15 protein-coding genes are annotated in these 16286 nt (G+C 60.3%); 7 read left to right on the forward strand and 8 right to left on the reverse strand.

Annotated features, from left to right (window positions below):
- Window positions 1–78: 78 nt before the first annotated feature.
- Together ahpC and QTL95_RS03325 are read right to left on the reverse strand one after the other, a co-directional pair.
- Entirely contained in the window at window positions 79–642 is a 564-nt protein-coding gene (gene ahpC / locus QTL95_RS03320; protein ID WP_037180103.1) for an alkyl hydroperoxide reductase subunit C, read from the reverse strand.
- Window positions 643–849: 207 nt separating this feature from the next.
- Window positions 850–1791: a dihydrodipicolinate synthase family protein gene (locus tag QTL95_RS03325; RefSeq protein WP_289718537.1), complete on the reverse strand. Its 942-nt coding sequence runs from the start codon at window positions 1789–1791 to the stop codon at window positions 850–852.
- Window positions 1792–2078: 287 nt separating this feature from the next.
- On the opposite strand from QTL95_RS03325, the gene QTL95_RS03330 reads away from it, so the two are divergent.
- A complete protein-coding gene (locus tag QTL95_RS03330; RefSeq protein ID WP_289718538.1) occupies window positions 2079–3215 on the forward strand; it encodes a vWA domain-containing protein in 1137 nt (378 codons plus the stop codon).
- A gap of 3 nt (window positions 3216–3218) precedes the next feature.
- Here the strand turns inward: QTL95_RS03330 and QTL95_RS03335 are convergent, their stop codons facing one another.
- The 6 genes from QTL95_RS03335 to QTL95_RS03360 all read right to left on the reverse strand — a co-directional run bounded on the left by QTL95_RS03335 (window position 3219) and on the right by QTL95_RS03360 (window position 9951).
- Window positions 3219–4250 (reverse strand): histone deacetylase family protein, encoded by a 1032-nt coding sequence (locus tag QTL95_RS03335; protein WP_289718539.1) that lies wholly within the window; start codon window positions 4248–4250, stop codon window positions 3219–3221.
- A gap of 67 nt (window positions 4251–4317) precedes the next feature.
- Window positions 4318–5352: an ABC transporter substrate-binding protein gene (locus QTL95_RS03340; protein ID WP_289718540.1), complete on the reverse strand. Its 1035-nt coding sequence runs from the start codon at window positions 5350–5352 to the stop codon at window positions 4318–4320.
- A 17-nt stretch (window positions 5353–5369) separates the two neighbouring features.
- On the reverse strand, window positions 5370–6170 hold the full coding sequence (locus QTL95_RS03345; RefSeq protein ID WP_289718541.1) for an ABC transporter permease: 801 nt from the start codon (window positions 6168–6170) through the stop codon (window positions 5370–5372).
- Window positions 6163–7083, reverse strand: coding sequence for an ABC transporter permease (locus tag QTL95_RS03350; protein ID WP_289718542.1), 921 nt, complete (start codon window positions 7081–7083; stop codon window positions 6163–6165). Before QTL95_RS03350 ends, QTL95_RS03345 begins: the two co-directional genes overlap by 8 nt.
- A gap of 1 nt (window position 7084) precedes the next feature.
- Window positions 7085–8176 carry an ABC transporter ATP-binding protein gene (locus QTL95_RS03355; RefSeq protein WP_289718543.1) on the reverse strand — a complete coding sequence of 364 codons (1092 nt, stop codon included), beginning with the start codon at window positions 8174–8176 and terminating at the stop codon, window positions 7085–7087.
- 101 nt (window positions 8177–8277) lie between these two features.
- Entirely contained in the window at window positions 8278–9951 is a 1674-nt protein-coding gene (locus QTL95_RS03360; RefSeq protein ID WP_289718544.1) for an amidohydrolase, read from the reverse strand.
- Between the two features lie 231 nt (window positions 9952–10182).
- On the opposite strand from QTL95_RS03360, the gene yghU reads away from it, so the two are divergent.
- The 6 genes from yghU to QTL95_RS03390 all read left to right on the forward strand — a co-directional run bounded on the left by yghU (window position 10183) and on the right by QTL95_RS03390 (window position 16273).
- Window positions 10183–11073: a glutathione-dependent disulfide-bond oxidoreductase gene (gene yghU, locus QTL95_RS03365; protein WP_289718545.1), complete on the forward strand. Its 891-nt coding sequence runs from the start codon at window positions 10183–10185 to the stop codon at window positions 11071–11073.
- 287 nt (window positions 11074–11360) lie between these two features.
- Window positions 11361–12815 carry an ABC transporter substrate-binding protein gene (locus tag QTL95_RS03370; protein WP_289718796.1) on the forward strand — a complete coding sequence of 485 codons (1455 nt, stop codon included), beginning with the start codon at window positions 11361–11363 and terminating at the stop codon, window positions 12813–12815.
- Between the two features lie 95 nt (window positions 12816–12910).
- Window positions 12911–13861, forward strand: a complete 951-nt coding sequence (locus tag QTL95_RS03375) for an ABC transporter permease (RefSeq protein ID WP_289718797.1) — start codon at window positions 12911–12913, stop codon at window positions 13859–13861.
- 47 nt (window positions 13862–13908) lie between these two features.
- Window positions 13909–14718, forward strand: coding sequence for an ABC transporter permease (locus tag QTL95_RS03380; protein ID WP_289718798.1), 810 nt, complete (start codon window positions 13909–13911; stop codon window positions 14716–14718).
- Entirely contained in the window at window positions 14715–15524 is an 810-nt protein-coding gene (locus tag QTL95_RS03385; protein WP_289718546.1) for an ATP-binding cassette domain-containing protein, read from the forward strand. Before QTL95_RS03380 ends, QTL95_RS03385 begins: the two co-directional genes overlap by 4 nt.
- On the forward strand, window positions 15521–16273 hold the full coding sequence (locus QTL95_RS03390) for an ABC transporter ATP-binding protein (protein WP_289718547.1): 753 nt from the start codon (window positions 15521–15523) through the stop codon (window positions 16271–16273). Before QTL95_RS03385 ends, QTL95_RS03390 begins: the two co-directional genes overlap by 4 nt.
- The last annotated feature ends 13 nt before the right edge of the window (window positions 16274–16286 follow it).

The raw sequence follows: 16286 nt of genomic DNA on the forward strand, positions 1-16286 counted from the left end.
AGCGGCCACTTCGGGCGCTGAATAAGACTTTGAAAGGTGCCCTCCGCGACGAGGCGGAGGGCAAGGCACTTGCTGCGATCAGATCTTGCCGACGAGGTGGAGCGAAGGAGCGAGTGTTTTTTCTCCTTCTTCCCATTTGGCCGGGCAAACTTCGCCTGGATGCGCACGGACGTACTGCGCAGCCTTGATGCGGCGGAGAAGGTCGGCTGCATTGCGGCCAACGCCTTCCGCAGTGACTTCCATGGCCTGGATGACGCCGTCGGGATCGACCACGAACGTGCCACGGTCAGCGAGGCCTTCCGATTCACGCATCACTTCGAAGTTGCGGCTGATCGTGCCGGTGGGGTCGCCGACCATCGTGTACTGGATCTTGCCGATGGTCTCGGAGCTGTCGTGCCATGCCTTGTGGGTGAAATGGGTGTCTGTGGAGACGGAATAGACTTCAACGTCCATCTTCTGCAGTTCGGCATAGTGATCGGCAACGTCACCGAGTTCGGTCGGGCAAACGAAGGTGAAGTCGGCGGGATAAAAGAAGAATACCGCCCACTTGCCCTTGGTGTCGGCGTCGGTCACTTCAATGAATTTGCCCTGGCGGAAAGCCTGCGCTTTGAAGGGCTTAATGGATGTATTGATAAGGGACATGGATACTCCTGTGGAATTGCTGCGAAGCGAAATACCGCTTTCGCGTTGCAACATAAATACCGAGCAGCCATAAATGAAATAGATAAACAAAAAAAAATCGATTGATGAAAACTATCGGTCTCAACCGTCCTTATGCACAAAAGCCTCCAAGCTTGATCCGGGCTTGGAGGCTTTCAACGTATTGGGCAGCTTAACCGATGCGAAGCCTTAAGCGGCGTTCGGATAGCGCGAGGCGTACCAGCTGCGGAAGAGCTTGTACTGGTTTTCGAGATGACGGCGTTGCGAAGCGCTCAGCTTGTCGCTTTCGTTGAAGTGCAGCGCGTAGCGCTCGTCACCGTTCAGTACCAGCAGGTACTTGTAATGCAGAACGAGGTCCGGGCCTTCGTCATAGGTCGAAAGAACCATCAAGGCTTCCTCGAGGTCGCGTGCTTCGCGGCGCGCTTCGGCATCGCCCTTGGCGGCCTTTTCGCAAAGAGCCACCAGGTGGAGCACTTCCTTGGGCAGCGCGTTGCCAATACCCGTGATAGCGCCGCCGGCACCGCAATTGACGAAGCCATGATAGACACCCGTATCGACGCCGACCATCAACGTCAGGCTGTCATCGCCGGACGTGATGTTCTCGGCTGCATAGGTCATGTCCTGCTTGCCGCCGAACTCCTTGAAGCCGACGAGATTCGAGAAGCGCGAACGCAGCTCGAAGAACAGGTCGGCGCGGGTGGCAAAGCCGTAGTAGGGGCTGTTGTAGATAACGGCGGGCAGGTTCCTGCCGGCTTCGAGCACTGCGGAGAAATGGTCGCGCTGAGCGGCGACGGAAGAGCCGCGGGAGAGAACGCGGGGAATGACCATCAAGCCCTTGGCGCCGACCTTCGCCGCGTGGGCCGCATGGCTCGCGGCAGACTTGGTATTCACCGCACCGGTGCCGACGACAACGGGAACGCCGGCTTCGGCAAGACGTTTCACGCCTTCCTGGCGCTCGTCATCGGTGAGAAGCGGCCAATCGCCCATGGAGCCGCAATAGACAACGCCGGACATGCCGAGCGAGACGAGTTCCTTGCCCTTTTCGACCAGACCGTCGAAATCAGGCGTGCGGTCCGGCTTGCACGGCGTCATCAGAGCCGGGATGCAACCTTTAAATACTGAATCTGCCATCAGTTGTTTCCTCTTTGTGCCTACTGGCGCTGTGTGTAAAGAACACTAGTTGAAGGCTGATATATCAGAGTGTCGACTATTTGTCGACATCAAATTGAATGTCGTCCTTAGTGCCCGACATCGGGACATTTTCTCCTTATCGGCGCATTGGTTAGCCGTATGTTCACCGGACTTGAAAGCTGATCGGCACCAATTGCCGCCTTATCCGTTTGCGCCGCATGGAAAACTTCGGCCGCGTCCAGTACCGCTTGAGTGACCTCCTCGGAAACCGGGAAGGAAACCTTGCCATGACGACGGCCATCGTCCTACCGCTGCTGATCGGCGCCGCCGGCATTGCGATCGATTCGATGAATCTGATGGTTGCGCACGGCCATCTGCAGGAGGCATCGGATTCCGCGGCGCTTGCCGCCGCCACGTCCATTGCCGCGGGCAAGGTCGATGAAGCTGGCGCAAAATCCCTCGCGAAGGACATGGTCAGCGGTCAGATGGCCAACTACGTGGATGCAACGGCGCTTGCCGCGATCAAGCAGAATACCGTTGTCAACATCACCACCACGACGACCGCTTCCGCTGGCAAGAAATACGATATTGTCGTGGGCTCGGCTTATGACGTGTCCGTCACCCCGCTCACCAGTGTGATCAAGGGAACAAAGCAGAAGATCTCGGCAAGCAGCAATTCCACCAGTTCCGTCGGGTCGAACAAGACGGCGCTATCTATGGAGGTGCTCCTCGATGAATCGGGTTCCATGGCCGACAATACCAACACCGTGAAATCGACGAAGTGCGTTCTGCAACTGTTGAACATATGCCTGCAGACACAGACGATCTATGTGACGAAGATCGAAGCGCTGAAACAGGCCGCGGGCAGCCTCTTCGACGCTCTCGACAAGGTGGATCCATCGGCGAAGCTCGTTCGTACAGGTGCGATTTCCTATGCGAACGGCACCAAAGGGCAATCCGACATGGATTGGGGGACGACCGGCGTACGCCGCTACGTGTCCAACATGACGCTCACGCCCACCGGCGGTACGGATGCAAACGCTCCGATGGCGACCGCGGATACCACCCTGAAGAAGAACGCCTATGGCACGGACCCGGAAAGCGTGGCCCACGCCAAAAAGGGGAATACGAACGCGAACCGCCTGATCGTCCTGATGACCGATGGCGAAATGACCGGAAACAGCACGATCTGGAACAGGGGGCTGGACCAGGATATGCGAGACAAGTGTGCGCTCGCAAAGGCTGACGGCATCACGATCTACACCGTCGCTTTCATGGCGCCCGATAACGGCAAGTCTCTGCTCAAGTTCTGCGCGTCGTCACCGACCAACTATTACGAGCCGGACACGATGGACGCGCTTGTCTCGGCCTTCGCATCCATTGGGCAAAATGCGACAAAGCCGGTCACGCGGCTGACGCAGTAGACCTCAGGCCCCCTCGAAGCCAGCAAGCACGCCAACGGCATTGATCCCGATCTCTTCGACGGCGTAGCCGCCCTCCATCACGAAAAGCGTCGGCAAGCCGAGTGCTGAAATGCGCTCGCCGATCTTCGGGAAGTCATCTGTCTTCAGCTTGAACTTGCTGATCGGATCCTTCTCGAAGGTATCGACGCCAAGCGACACGACAACGACATCAGGTGCATAGGCCTTCAGCCGGCCGCAGGCATCTTCCAGCGATGCACTCCATTCCGTCCAGCTTGTTCCAAAAGGCATTGGATAATTGAAATTGAAGCCTTCGCCTTCGCCGCTGCCCCGCTCGTCGGCATGACCGAGGAAATAGGGATATTCCTGCATTGGATCGGCATGCAGGTTCAGCACCTGAACGTCGGCCCGCGCATAAAAGATTTCCTGCGTGCCATTGCCGTGATGATAGTCGACATCGAGGATCGACACGCGTTTGGCGCCGTTGTCACGCAGCCATTGCGCGGCGACCGCCGCGTTGTTGATGTAGCAATAGCCCCCTGCGAAAGCCGCGCCGGCATGGTGCCCGGGTGGCCTGCAAAGCGCGAAGGCGGCGCGCTCTCCGGCTTGAACGATGCCCGCAGCGGTGAGCGCGACATCGTGAGACGACTTGATCGCGTCCCAAGTCCCTTCAACGAACCCGGCACCGGCGTCGAAGGAATAGTAGCCCAGCAATCCATCGATAAAGTCCGGCGGCACGTCGCCACGCAGGCCGCGCGTCGGCCATGTGAATGGCAGCGCCGTTCCACTGCGTCCCTCCGCCGTCCAGCGGTCCCATACGGTCGGCAGGAAGTCGAGGTAGCCCTGGCGATGCACTTTTGCCGCCGTGGTCAGGTCATGGACATCTGGTTCGAGAATGGGGCCGAGCGCGACGGCCTGAATGCGCTCCGCCACGAACTTCGGCCGCGACGGCAGCTCGAAGCCCGACACGATCGCGCCGGCGACAAGTTCCAGCTGGCTCGAATGGCCGAGATGGCGCGGAGAAAACACGGTCTTCATGAAAATACCCATGCGCTTATAGAAATACCGCGCCACCCGGAATTCGGGGTGGCGCGGCTGTGACTCGTTACTTCTGCAGTTCAGTCCAGATCTTGGTGTAGAGCGCCTGAACATCAGGCGGGCAGGTCTGCGAGGGAACGCCGACCGACTTGAATTCATCCGGCACCTTGATTTCGGGCGCATCCTTCATGTCGGCGGGCATGTATTTTTCCGAGCCGGCGATGCCGTTTGCATAACGGTGGAAACCAGAATTCATGCCGGCGTTTTCAGGATCCATCATGAAGTCCTGGAAAAGCTTGGCGTTCTCGACATTCTTGGCGTCCTTGAGCACGACCAGATTGTCGCTCCAGTTGACGAACCCTTCCTTCGGATAGCCGAAATGAATCTTTGGATTGGCCAGACGCTGACGGAAAGCCGAGCCGTTCCAGTCGCTCGATGCGGCGAAGTCGCCCGAGCCCATCTTCTGGATCGTGCCGTACTCCATCGCGATCCAATTGGGCTTTGCGGCCAGCAGCGTATCGCGCACCTTCTTGAGTATGGTGAGGTCGCCCGTGCACTTCTTGCCGCCATTGTAAAGAATGGCCGCGTCCATGACGTCGATCATTTCGGGCACGACGTTGACCTTGCCCTTGAGCTCGTCCGGCGGATTGAAGATGATGCCCCAGGTGTTGATGTCGCCCTTATAGACATCGGTGTTCACGACCGTGCCGACGATGCCCATTGCCCACGGAACCGAATATTTGCGGCCGGGATCGAACTCCGGATCGGCCCATTCCTTGGCAACGTTCTTGAAGTTCTCCATCTTGCCCGGATCGGTCTCGAGCAGCAGGCCTTCCTGGATCCAGATCGGCAGGTAGTTCTGCGACGGCACCGCCATGTCGAAGCCGGAGCCGCCTTGGCGAACCTTGGCGAGCGCCGTGTCGTTCGAATCGTAGTCGGTGATGGTGACCTTCACCTTGTACTTGTCTTCGAACTTCTTGATCATGTCGGGGCTGGTGTAGTTGCCCCAGTTGTAGATGTTGAGTTCGCCCTCCGCCGAAGCAAGCGAGGTGGTGGCGAGCAGAGTGGCCAAGGCGACAATGCCGCAGTTCAAGATCTTCATGCTGTTCCCTTTCTTTGTTATTCGCGTTTCTTGCTGACGAAAAAGAAGACGGTGACCGCCGCGATCGAGAGGACGAGGAAGACCGTCGAAATCGCATTCATCTCAGGCGTGATGACACGGCGGATCTGACCAAGCATGTAGGTTGGTAGCGTGTCCTGACCTGCCGACTTGACAAACTCGGTGATGACGACGTCATCGAGCGAGATCACGAAGGCCAGCATGAAGCCGGCAAGAACGCCCGGCCAGAGAAGCGGCAGGGTGATATAGCGGAAGGTCTTCAGCGGCGTCGCATAGAGATCTGCCGCGGCGCGCTCCAACGTCAGGTCCATGTTCTCCAGACGCGCGCGAATGGGCAAATAGGCGAATGGGACGCAGAAGGCCGTGTGAGCCGCGATGAGGTAGCCCAGTCCCGTATAGCCTGTCCAGATCTTGATCCTCGAGAACAGGATGAGCAGGGCGACGGCCGTTACGATCTCTGGCACCATCAGCGGCGTATTGATGAAGGCGTATTTCATCGTCAGCCCGCGATAGGCAGCCGTCCGCGTCGTGGCTATGGCCGCCATGGTGGCGGCGATCGTGGCAACGATCGCGGCGATGACAGCAATCTGCAGGGATCGCAGCGAGGCATCGATAACCTGTTGGTTGTGGTAGGCCTGCGCGAACCAGCGCATGGAAACGCCCTGCCACGAGGCCAGGGATTCCCCGGCGTTGAACGCATACACCACCAGAACCGCGATCGGCAGGTAGAGTAGGAAAAAGCAGATAATGGCGATGGTGGTAAAGCCGGTCTGGCGCCGGACGGAAAAACGCCTAGCCATGCCGCGCTCCGTTCGATGCGGCGTTGCGCACATAGATGAGAAGAGCCGCCATGACGAAGATCATGAGCGTGATCGACAAGGCCGAGCCGAGCGGCCAGTTGCGGCCCTGTCCGAATTGCAGTTCGATCAGGTTGCCGATCATCAGGTTCTTGCCACCACCGAGAATGGTGGGCGTTACATAGGCGCCGAGCGAGGGGATGAAGACGAGAATCGAACCGGCAACGATGCCGGGCATCGATAGGGGCAAGACGATGCGGCGGAGCACTTTTCCGGGCGTGGCATAGAGATCGTAGGCCGCTTCGAGCAGACGGAAGTCAAGTTTTTCCAGGCTGGCATAGATCGGCAGCACCATCAGCGGCAGATAGACGTAGACCATACCAGTCAGGATCGCGGTATCGGTGAACAGGATCTGGATCGGCCGAGCGATCAAGCCGAGCCGCATCAGCGTCGTGTTGATCAGCCCTTCGTTGCGAATGATCTCCAGCACCGCGAAGGTGCGGATCAAAAGGTTGGTCCAGAAGGGGATGGTGATCAGAAACAGCCAGAGTTCCCGCGTCCGCTCCGGCCGTGTCGCGATGAAATAGGCCGTCGGGAAGCCAACCATCAGCGTGAGCACGGTGGTGAAGAAGGAGAGCAAAAGCGACCGGACAAGGATCGACACGTGAGCGTCTGCGAGGGAAAGCGTGTCGTCGAAGATGTCGCGCTGGAGGAAGACGCTGATCCAGCCATCGCTGGAAAACAGCCATTGCACATCGCCGTAAGGACCCGGTGTCAGAAAGGAATAGACCAGCACGATCAGGAGTGGCCCGCAAGCGGCAAAGAGGATGATCAGCAGGGCGGGGAGGGAAAGCAGCCAGCGGTTCCGGACATCCCGTTTCTTTTCCGCGTCGATGATCCCCGCCGTCATCTCCATGCTAACCTCTCAGCACCCGGGCGGCATCGGGCTCTATCGCGATTCCGACCGCGTCGCCTTTGCCGAAGGCGGCTGTGTGATTGGGCTTGTTCTGCTGCCTGACCATGAACCGCGTTGCGCTGTCGGAGAGCCGGACATGATAATGCGTGTCGGTGCCGCTATAGATGATATCGGTTAGCGTTCCGCCGATGTGGCTCTCCGCCGGCTCGCAAAGCGTCGCGTGTTCCGGCCGCAGCACGACCGTCACCGCGCCATTTGGAACGAAGCCATCCGGCACGCTTGCCGATATCCGTCCCGCAACGGCAAGCTCGACGTCCGCCCGTCCGCCCTCAAGGGCCGTTATCCGCCCTTCGAGGAAGTTGGTCTCGCCGATGAAGTCGGCGACGAACCGGTCGGTCGGTGCATCGTAGATCTCGCGCGGGTCGCCGACCTGGAGAACCTTGCCTGAAGACATGACCGCAATCCGGTCCGACATCGTCAGTGCTTCCTCCTGGTCATGCGTCACGAAGATGAAGGTGATGCCGGTTTCGGCCTGCAGCCGCTTGAGCTCGATCTGCATTTCCTTGCGGAGCTTGTAATCCAGCGCCGACAGCGGCTCGTCGAGAAGCAGCACCTTCGGTTGCGGGGCAAGCGCTCGCGCCAGCGCCACGCGCTGCTGCTGCCCGCCGGAGATCTGGCTGGTCCGGCGGTTGGCGAGCGCCTCCATGCGCACCAGTTTCAGCATGGCGCTGACCCTGGCGGCAATCTCCGCCTTCGGCCGGCCGAGCATCTGCAGCCCGAAGGCAATGTTTTCGCTGACCGTCATGTGCGGAAACAGCGCGTAGTTCTGGAAGACGGTGTTGATCGGCCGCTTGAACGGCGGCATGGCGGCGATGTTCTCGCCATTGAGCATGATCGCTCCATGGGTCGGAAATTCGAACCCGGCGATCAGTCGCAGCAGGGTCGTCTTGCCGCAGCCGGACGGCCCCAGCAGCGTGAAAAACTCATTCTGCCTGATGGCGAGCGAGGTTTCGTTGACGGCGGCTACGGCGTATTCGCCGAAGCCGAAAAACTTGGATACACCTTGAATCTCGACAGCATTCGTCTCAGCCATGCAAAAGGCCACTACCGCGCTATTATTATTTGGTTCCCAACTGTCGTTAGGTGAGCACAGCGCCGATCGATTGACAACCCGGATTCGCGCAAGAGCCCAATCTAGTTCGCCGAATAGGTGACGATACCGCCACAGATGGTCTTCACCGGCTCGACCTCATGCAGCTTTTCAGGCGCCACGTTCTCGATGTCGGCGCTAAGAACCGCGATATCGGCGAGATAGCCCGGCTTGATGCGCCCCTTGCGATCCTCTCGGAACTCGGCATAGGCGCCTTCCGTGGTGTAGCCTTCCAGCGCTTCCATCAAGGTGAAGCTCTGGTCCGGGTCGCCCTCCTGCCACGGCTCACGGATCATCGCCGCCTGGATGCCGCGAATGGGGCTGATCGGAGAGACCGGCCAGTCGGAGGCAAAGCAAATATGGGCACCCGCATCCTTGATCGTCCGCCAGGCGTAGCTTAACGGCCAACGGTTCCGGCCGATGCGCGATACCGTCGGCTCGAGCGGAACGCCCATGCAGCCGGGCGGGTGAGGGGGCTGCATGGAGGCAATCACACCGAGTTCCGCGAACCGCGGCAGGTCGTCCTGATGCACGACCTCGATGTGCTCGATGCGGTGCCGGCTGTCGCGAGGGCCGTTCTCTTCCCGCGCGGCTTCATAGCCATCCAGCACCGCCCGGACGGCACCGTCGCCGATCGCATGAACCGCGATCTGCAGCCCGCGCCGATCAGCCTCGACGGCCACCTCTCGGAAACGCTCGGGTGTGAACAGGCCTTCGCCGCGATAGCCCGGCCGGTCGGCGTAGGGCTCAACCATGACGGCCGTCCAGCTGTCCAGCACGCCGTCGTAAAAGACCTTGACCATGCCGGAGCGCAGGAAGTCGCTGTCATAGGCCTTCGACATGGCGGAAGCCTTTTCCAGCATGTCGATCGACATGAAGTTCTTGAAGTGGAACGGTATCGCCACCCGGCACGGCAACCCGCCATCTTCCTTCTCGATCGCTGCCAGCAGCTCGAGTTGGTAGAGATTGCCATCCATGTTCTGGATCGTGGTGATGCCGTGGCGAGCGCAGTATCCCAGCCCGCGACGCATGACCTCCAGGTCGGTGCGCCATTCCACGTCGGTCGGCCGAGGATTGGGCTCGCCGCCTGTCGCAAGCCCCAGCCGGTAGCGCGCGAAACCGCCGGCTGCCTGCACGGGGCTGAACGCTTCCATCTCACGCAATTCGCCGGTCGCCAGCCCATCGTCGCCCATGACGATCTCGTTGCCGGGCCGCAGCTCGGCGCCTTCAAGCAGATTGGAAAGCTCCAGGGCCTTGGTGTTGGCCCAGGCCGTATGATGATCGGGAGCGAACAGGACCAGCGGCTGGTCCGGCCAGATCGCATCGAGATGGTGTCGCGTCAATCGCTCCTCACCGCCGAGGATCGTGTAATCCGCGCCCTGCGCGAAAAGCATGGTCTGCTCGCGACGATCCTTTCCGTATTCCCGGATCGCCTCAGTCAGCGCCGGTAGTCCGTGCACGCCGCTGAGCTGCAGATGCACCAACTCGGCCGAACCCGAAAAGAGATGCATGTGGTTCTCGGAAAAGCCGGGCACGACGGATGCCCTGCCGGCGTCGATGATGCGCGTGCTGGCGCCCCGCATGGATGCCAGTTCACCCTCCACGCCGACGGCCGCGATCTTCCCATCGATGATGGCGATCTCCGCGGCGCGGGGGCGCTCCGGATCGAGTGTCAGTACATGTGCGTTGAAAATCAGGAGGTCCGCAAAAAGGGTCATATGACGCTCGCAATAGGGCTTGAGGGCAAATCTCTAATCTGGCGAAGCACTTTGCGGTGAGGCTATTCCATTGTGGTGATCCGGCGCCATCAAAAATTAATGCGCACTTGGCGTAACGTGTGTAGGCGGCCGCAGCCAAGCATTTGAAGCCTTGCACATCGCCCCATCCCGCTTACGTATAGCCTCGCTTGCCCCTTCAATTTCAGATACATCCAAAGAGGATCGTCTTTCATGACCGAGAAATCCACCGCAGATAATTTTCCCGCAGGCTATGAGCTCCCCAAGGTATGGACCTGGGACAAGGGCAACGGCGGTCAGTTCGCCAATATCAATCGTCCGATAGCCGGCCCGACGCATGACAAGGAACTGCCTGTCGGCAAGCATCCGCTGCAGCTCTATTCGCTGGCGACGCCGAACGGCGTGAAGATCGGGATCATGCTCGAAGAACTGCTGGCGGCCGGTCACAAGGGTGCGGAATACGATGCCTGGCTGATCAAGATCGGCGACGGCGATCAGTTCGGCTCGGGTTTCGTCAACGTCAACCCGAACTCCAAGATCCCTGCGCTGATGGACCGCTCGACGCCGGAGCCGACGCGCGTATTCGAAAGCGGCGCGATCCTTCTCTACCTTGCCAACAAGTTCGATGCCTTCTTGCCCAAGGATCACAAGGCGCGCACCGAGACCATGAACTGGCTTTTCTGGCAGATGGCATCGGCCCCCTATCTCGGCGGCGGCTTCGGGCATTTTTATGCCTATGCCCCGATGCACATCAAATATGCCGTCGATCGCTTCTCGATGGAGGTCAAGCGCCAGCTTGACGTGCTCGACCGGCATCTCGCCGACAACAAATACATGGCCGGCGACGAATATTCGATCGCGGATATCGCGATCTGGCCCTGGTACGGCAACCTCGCCCAAGGCAAGGCCTATGGCGAAGCGGGCTCCTTCCTGGATGTTCAGAGCTACAAGAACCTGCAGCGCTGGACCGCCGAGATCGCCGAGCGCCCCGCCGTCAAGCGCGGCCGCATGGTGAACCGCGTGAACGGCGATCCGTCCGAGCAACTGCACGAGCGGCACGACGCGTCCGACTTTGACACGAAGACACAGGACAAGATCGGCTAACCTCGATCCTCCGAACAACCGATGCCCGCGTCAACGCTCGGGCATCGGCACCGTTAGCGAGAATTTTTTTCTGTTGTCTTCTTGATGCAGGCGTAGGCCATTTTGTGAATCAGTGCCAAAATAGGCAATAAGGCCAATACGATACCGGCGGAACTTGATAGCCTCCCTGCATTCGATAACGGCCGCAGACGCCAATAATTCAAGAGGAAACACCCGTGAGTGCTTTGCACATCTTTACCCGGAACGCTCGAGCAACTCGCTGGCTTGGAACGACGGCTGCTGCTGCGATCGTAGGCCTGGCCACGGGTGGGGCGCTTCACGCCGCCGATTTCGATGCAGATGCGACGATCAATATCGGCTCGCTCTATGAGCCGCAGAACCTCGACAATACCGCCGGTGCAGGGCAAGGCATCAACGAAGCCTTCAACGGCAACGTCTACGAAGCACTCTTCCGCCTGAGCGACGACGGGGCCGTTGAACCTGTTCTCGCCAAGGATACCAAGGTCAGCGAAGACGGCCTGACCTATACCTTCACGCTGCAGCCGGGCGTTACCTTCCATTCGGGCGAGCCGCTGACCGCCAAGGACGTCAAATATTCGATCGAGCGCGTTACATCGTCGGAATCGAAAAGTTCCCGCAAGAACAGCCTGAAGACCATCGCCTCGATCGACACGCCCGACGACCAGACCGTCGTCATCAAGCTGTCCGAGCGCGCGATCTCGCTGCCCTACAATCTGAGCTACGTCTGGATCGTCAACGACGCAGCCAAGGATCTGCAGTCGAAGGAAGACGGTACCGGTCCGTACAAGCTCGAAGAATGGCGCCGCGGCTCGTCTCTCGCCGTTGGCCGTTTCGACAAGTACTGGGGCGCGAAGCCTAGCAATGGCGAGGTCGTGTTCCAGTATTTCACCGAAGCGACGGCCCTGAACAACGCGCTGCTGACAGGCGCGGTCGACGTGATCACGTCGGTCCAGAGCCCGGATTCGCTGGCGCAGTTCAAGGACAATGCCGATTTCACTGTCGCCGAAGGCAAGTCCACCACCAAGCTGCTGCTTGCCTATAACGACCGCGTCGCGCCATTCGACAACGTCAAGGTTCGCAAGGCGCTGGCACGCGCCGTGGACGACAAGAAGCTGCTCAACGCAATCTGGGGCGACTACGGCACGCTGATCGGCTCCTTCGTGCCGCCGACCGATCCCTGGTATGTCGATCTTACCAAGGTCGATGCCTATGATCCCGAGAGCGCCAAGGCGCTGCTTGCCGAAGCGGGTTATCCCGACGGTTTCACGTTCACGATCGACACACCGAACTACGACCCGCATCCCGTGGTCGCGCAGTTCCTGCAAAGCGAACTCGCCAAGGTCGGCGTCAAGGTGAACATCAACGTCATCACCGCCAACGAATGGTACACGAAGGTCTATAAGGCGCACGATTTCCAGGCGACGCTGCAGGAGCACGTGAACCACCGCGATATCGTGTTCTACGGCAATCCCGACTTCTATTGGGGTTACAACAACCAGAAGGTAACGGATCTGATCAAGCAGTCGGAGGCGAGTGCAACGACTGACGAACAGACGGCCAAGCTCAAGGAAGCCAATACGCTGATTGCGGAGGATGCTGCGAGCAACTGGTTCTATCTCTACCCGCAGATCGTCGTTTCGGCGAAGTCGGTGTCTGGCTATCCGGTCAATGGGCTGAATTCACAGTTCTTCGCTTATGGCATCAAGAAAAGCGTGGACTGATCACAGCGTCCATGCTCGACAGACCATGCCGCCCGAACTATTTTCGGGCGGCATTTTTAGTTCTCTAGAGGTCAGATCCCATTCTTACCTACCTCATTCGCCGCTCGGCCATCCTGATCCTCTCGGTCTTGATCGCCGCTGCCGTGTTGTTCCTCCTTCTCCGCCTGCTGCCCGGCGATCCGGCCAATGCCCTGGTCTCCGTGGGTGCCGATCCCGAGCAGATCGAGGCCGCGCGCCGGCAGGTAGGTTCCGACCTGCCGCTGACGGAGCAGTTCTTGCGCTTCGTCTCGAGCCTGGCGCGCTTCGAGCTCGGAAAATCATTCGTCAGTGGCGCGCCCGTGCTCGCCGAGATCGGCAACCGGTTGCGGGTCACTCTTCCGCTGACGCTAGCCGCATTCGTTACAGCCATTCTGCTGGCGCTGCCGCTCGGCATCATCTCGGCCGTGAAAAGCGACCGCTGGTACGGCGCCGCGATCTCCGTCATCTCGCAGCTCGGCATCGCCGTTCCAGTTTTCTGGATCGGGATACTGCTGGTCACCGTCTTCGCGGTCGATTTTCGATTGTTTCCTTCCGGTGGGTTCCCCTCGCGGGGATGGTCCGCGCCTGGTGCCGCGTTGCATTCGCTGGTCTTGCCCGTCGCGACGATTGCCATTGTCATGGCGGCCTCGCTGATCCGCTACGTGCGCTCCGCGACCCAGGATGTGCTGCGCAGCGATTATCTGCGCACCGCCCGCGCGCTCGGCGCCAGCTTCTCCGGCGCATTGATCCGCCACGGCATCCGTAATGGCGCGGTGCCCGTGATCTCGGTGCTGGGGATCGAGCTCGCCTCGACGCTGCTTGGCGCTGTCGTCGTCGAGCGTGTCTTCTCGCTGCCCGGCCTCGGCTCCATGCTGCTGCTTGCAATCGAGCAGCGCGACTATCCGAATGTCCAGGGCGTGCTTTTCATCTCTACGCTGATCGTGCTGATCGTCGGCTTTGCCGCCGATGTCACCCAGCGTATGATCGATCCGCGGCTACGCGGCCATATGGCGGGAGCGGCATCGTGAGTCTTTCCTCCGAAAACCAGGCCGTAAGGCCCGTTCCACGTTCGCGCCTGTCGGCAAGCCTGCTGGCCGGCGGAGCGATCGTCGCTCTGCATGTCTTGCTCGCGCTGCTGACATTGGTCTGGACTCCCTATGATCCGACCGGCATGGTCGGCGGGCGGCTGGAAGCGCCGTCGCTGCTGCATTGGGCCGGTACCGACCGGCTTGGGCACGACCTCATGACCCTGATCATGATCGGCTCGCGGATCGCACTGGTCGTCGGCGTCGGCGCGGTTGCGATAGGTGCTGCGATCGGTATTCCGCTCGGCCTGCTCGCGGCCTTCGCCACGCGCACGCTCGATGACATGCTCGTCGCCACCCTCGATATCCTGATCGCTTTCCCGACGCTTTTGGTCGCCATGCTGATCGTGGCCTCGAGCGATGGCGCCAGCCTCTGGAATGCCATCGTTGCGATCGGCATCGGCAGCTCGTCGATCATCGCGAGGCTGACGCGTATTCTCGCCAAGCGCGTTTTGACGATGGACTACATCACGGCGTCCCGCGTATCGGGCACGTCCTGGCCTGACGTCGTGCGCATCCATATCCTCCCCAATATCTGGCCGACACTGATCGTGAACCTCGCCCTTCAGTTCGGTCTTGCCGTCATCGCCGAGGCCTCGCTCTCCTATCTCGGTCTCGGTGCGCCGCCGCCGAATGCTTCCTGGGGCCGCCTCCTGCAGGAAGCGCAGAGCACCGTCTACACGGCGCCGTTCGGGGCTATCGCGCCCGGCATTGCGCTTGTGTCGCTGGTGATCGGTCTCAATCTTCTGGCGGACGGTTTTCGCGAATTCGCCGACCCAACACGCAGGAGACGCCGATGAGCCCGCTGCTTCACGTCAACCGCCTGAGTATCCAGGCCTCCGGACGTCAACTGGTTTCGAACGTCTCCTTTTCCATCACGCCGGGCGAACGCGTCGGCTTGATCGGCGAGTCCGGCTCCGGCAAGTCGCTGACGGCGCTGGCATCGATCGGCTTGCTGCCCGATGGCATGAGGGCGGAAGGCTCGATCCTGCTGGATGGCCGTGAAGTCGTAGGGGCCGCGGATCGCCATCTGGTGTCGCTGCGCGGCACTCTCGTCGCCACCGTCTTCCAGGAGCCGCTGACCGCACTTGATCCGCTGATGACCATCGGCAATCAGATTGCCGAGGTTGTAGGCCGCCGCGCGCGGCGCGACGGTCGCAGGCTTGATCGCCGGGCCGTGACGGCCGAAGTGATGACCCTGCTTGACCGCGTCGCCCTGCCGGACCCTGGCCGGATGATCAAGGCCTGGCCGCATGAGATCTCCGGCGGGCAGCGCCAGCGTGCCGCGATCGCCATGGCCCTGGCTTGCCGGCCGAAGCTTCTTATCGCCGATGAGCCGACGACGGCGCTCGACGTCACCACCCAGGCGGAGATCATCAAGCTGCTGCACGCCCTGGTGACCGAGAGTGAGATGGCGCTCCTCTTCATCAGTCATGATCTTCCTGTCGTCGCGCAAGCGGTCGATCGGGTGCTGGTGATGAAACAGGGCGAACTGGTGGAGGAGGGTGCCGTACGGACGGTATTCCGGGAGCCTCGGCACCCCTATTCGCAGTCTCTTCTGGCGGCTGCGCGAACCTTCGATCAGGCGCTCGGGAGTGTCCTATGAGCCTTTTTGACGTAAGGAACGTTTCCTTTGCCTACGCTCGCGGCAAGTCGGCGCTAAACGATGTCAGTCTCAGCCTGACGGCTGGTCGCAATCTCGGCATCGTCGGAGAATCCGGATCGGGCAAGACGACGATGCTGCGACTGCTTCTTGGGTTGACGCGTCCCTCGGAAGGCGAGGTCCTATTGAAGGGCGAGCGTCTCGATCCCTCGAATAAGATCTTCATGCGCGGCTTCCGGCGACAGGTTCAGGCAGTCTTTCAAGATCCGTATTCGTCGCTTGATCCCCGCCAGTCCGTTTTCGACATCATTGCCGAACCGATCCGCTCGCTGAAGCTCGAAGGCGACGTCAGGTCCATGGTTCGAGAGGCGCTGCAATCGGTCGGTCTCGACGAAAGCGCGGGGTCGCGCTATCCGCACGAATTCTCCGGCGGGCAACGGCAGCGGATCGCGATCGCCCGGGCTATCGTGTCGCGGCCGGAAATCATTCTTGCCGATGAGGTCGTCAGCGCGCTTGATCTGTCGACGCGCGTTCGCATCGTTGAATTGTTGAAGACGCTATCGAGCACGGTCACGCTGGTGCTGGTCTCGCACGACATCAGCCTCGTGGCGTTGCTGTGTGACGACCTGGTTATCCTTGAACGCGGCCGCATCGTTGAAAGCGGTCCGACGATGGAAATTCTCAAGAATCCAAAGCATCCCTATACGCGCGCGCTGCTGGCAAGCACGCCGCGTCTGCCGGACTACGCATGATCCATCAGTTCAC

This window comes from Rhizobium sp. S152 (genome assembly GCF_030380735.1).
Lineage (GTDB): Bacteria > Pseudomonadota > Alphaproteobacteria > Rhizobiales > Rhizobiaceae > Rhizobium.

Bases quoted from the DNA above. Each gene is read 5' to 3' on its own strand.
- ahpC (WP_037180103.1), bottom strand. From the start codon at position 642: ATGTCCCTTATCAATACATCCATTAAGCCCTTCAAAGCGCAGGCTTTC.
- QTL95_RS03325 (WP_289718537.1), bottom strand. From the start codon at position 1,791: ATGGCAGATTCAGTATTTAAAGGTTGCATCCCGGCTCTGATGACGCCG.
- QTL95_RS03330 (WP_289718538.1), top strand. From the start codon at position 2,079: ATGACGACGGCCATCGTCCTACCGCTGCTGATCGGCGCCGCCGGCATT.
- QTL95_RS03335 (WP_289718539.1), bottom strand. From the start codon at position 4,250: ATGAAGACCGTGTTTTCTCCGCGCCATCTCGGCCATTCGAGCCAGCTG.
- QTL95_RS03340 (WP_289718540.1), bottom strand. From the start codon at position 5,352: ATGAAGATCTTGAACTGCGGCATTGTCGCCTTGGCCACTCTGCTCGCC.
- QTL95_RS03345 (WP_289718541.1), bottom strand. From the start codon at position 6,170: ATGGCTAGGCGTTTTTCCGTCCGGCGCCAGACCGGCTTTACCACCATC.
- QTL95_RS03350 (WP_289718542.1), bottom strand. From the start codon at position 7,083: ATGGAGATGACGGCGGGGATCATCGACGCGGAAAAGAAACGGGATGTC.
- QTL95_RS03355 (WP_289718543.1), bottom strand. From the start codon at position 8,176: ATGGCTGAGACGAATGCTGTCGAGATTCAAGGTGTATCCAAGTTTTTC.
- QTL95_RS03360 (WP_289718544.1), bottom strand. From the start codon at position 9,951: ATGACCCTTTTTGCGGACCTCCTGATTTTCAACGCACATGTACTGACA.
- yghU (WP_289718545.1), top strand. From the start codon at position 10,183: ATGACCGAGAAATCCACCGCAGATAATTTTCCCGCAGGCTATGAGCTC.
- QTL95_RS03385 (WP_289718546.1), top strand. From the start codon at position 14,715: ATGAGCCCGCTGCTTCACGTCAACCGCCTGAGTATCCAGGCCTCCGGA.
- QTL95_RS03390 (WP_289718547.1), top strand. From the start codon at position 15,521: ATGAGCCTTTTTGACGTAAGGAACGTTTCCTTTGCCTACGCTCGCGGC.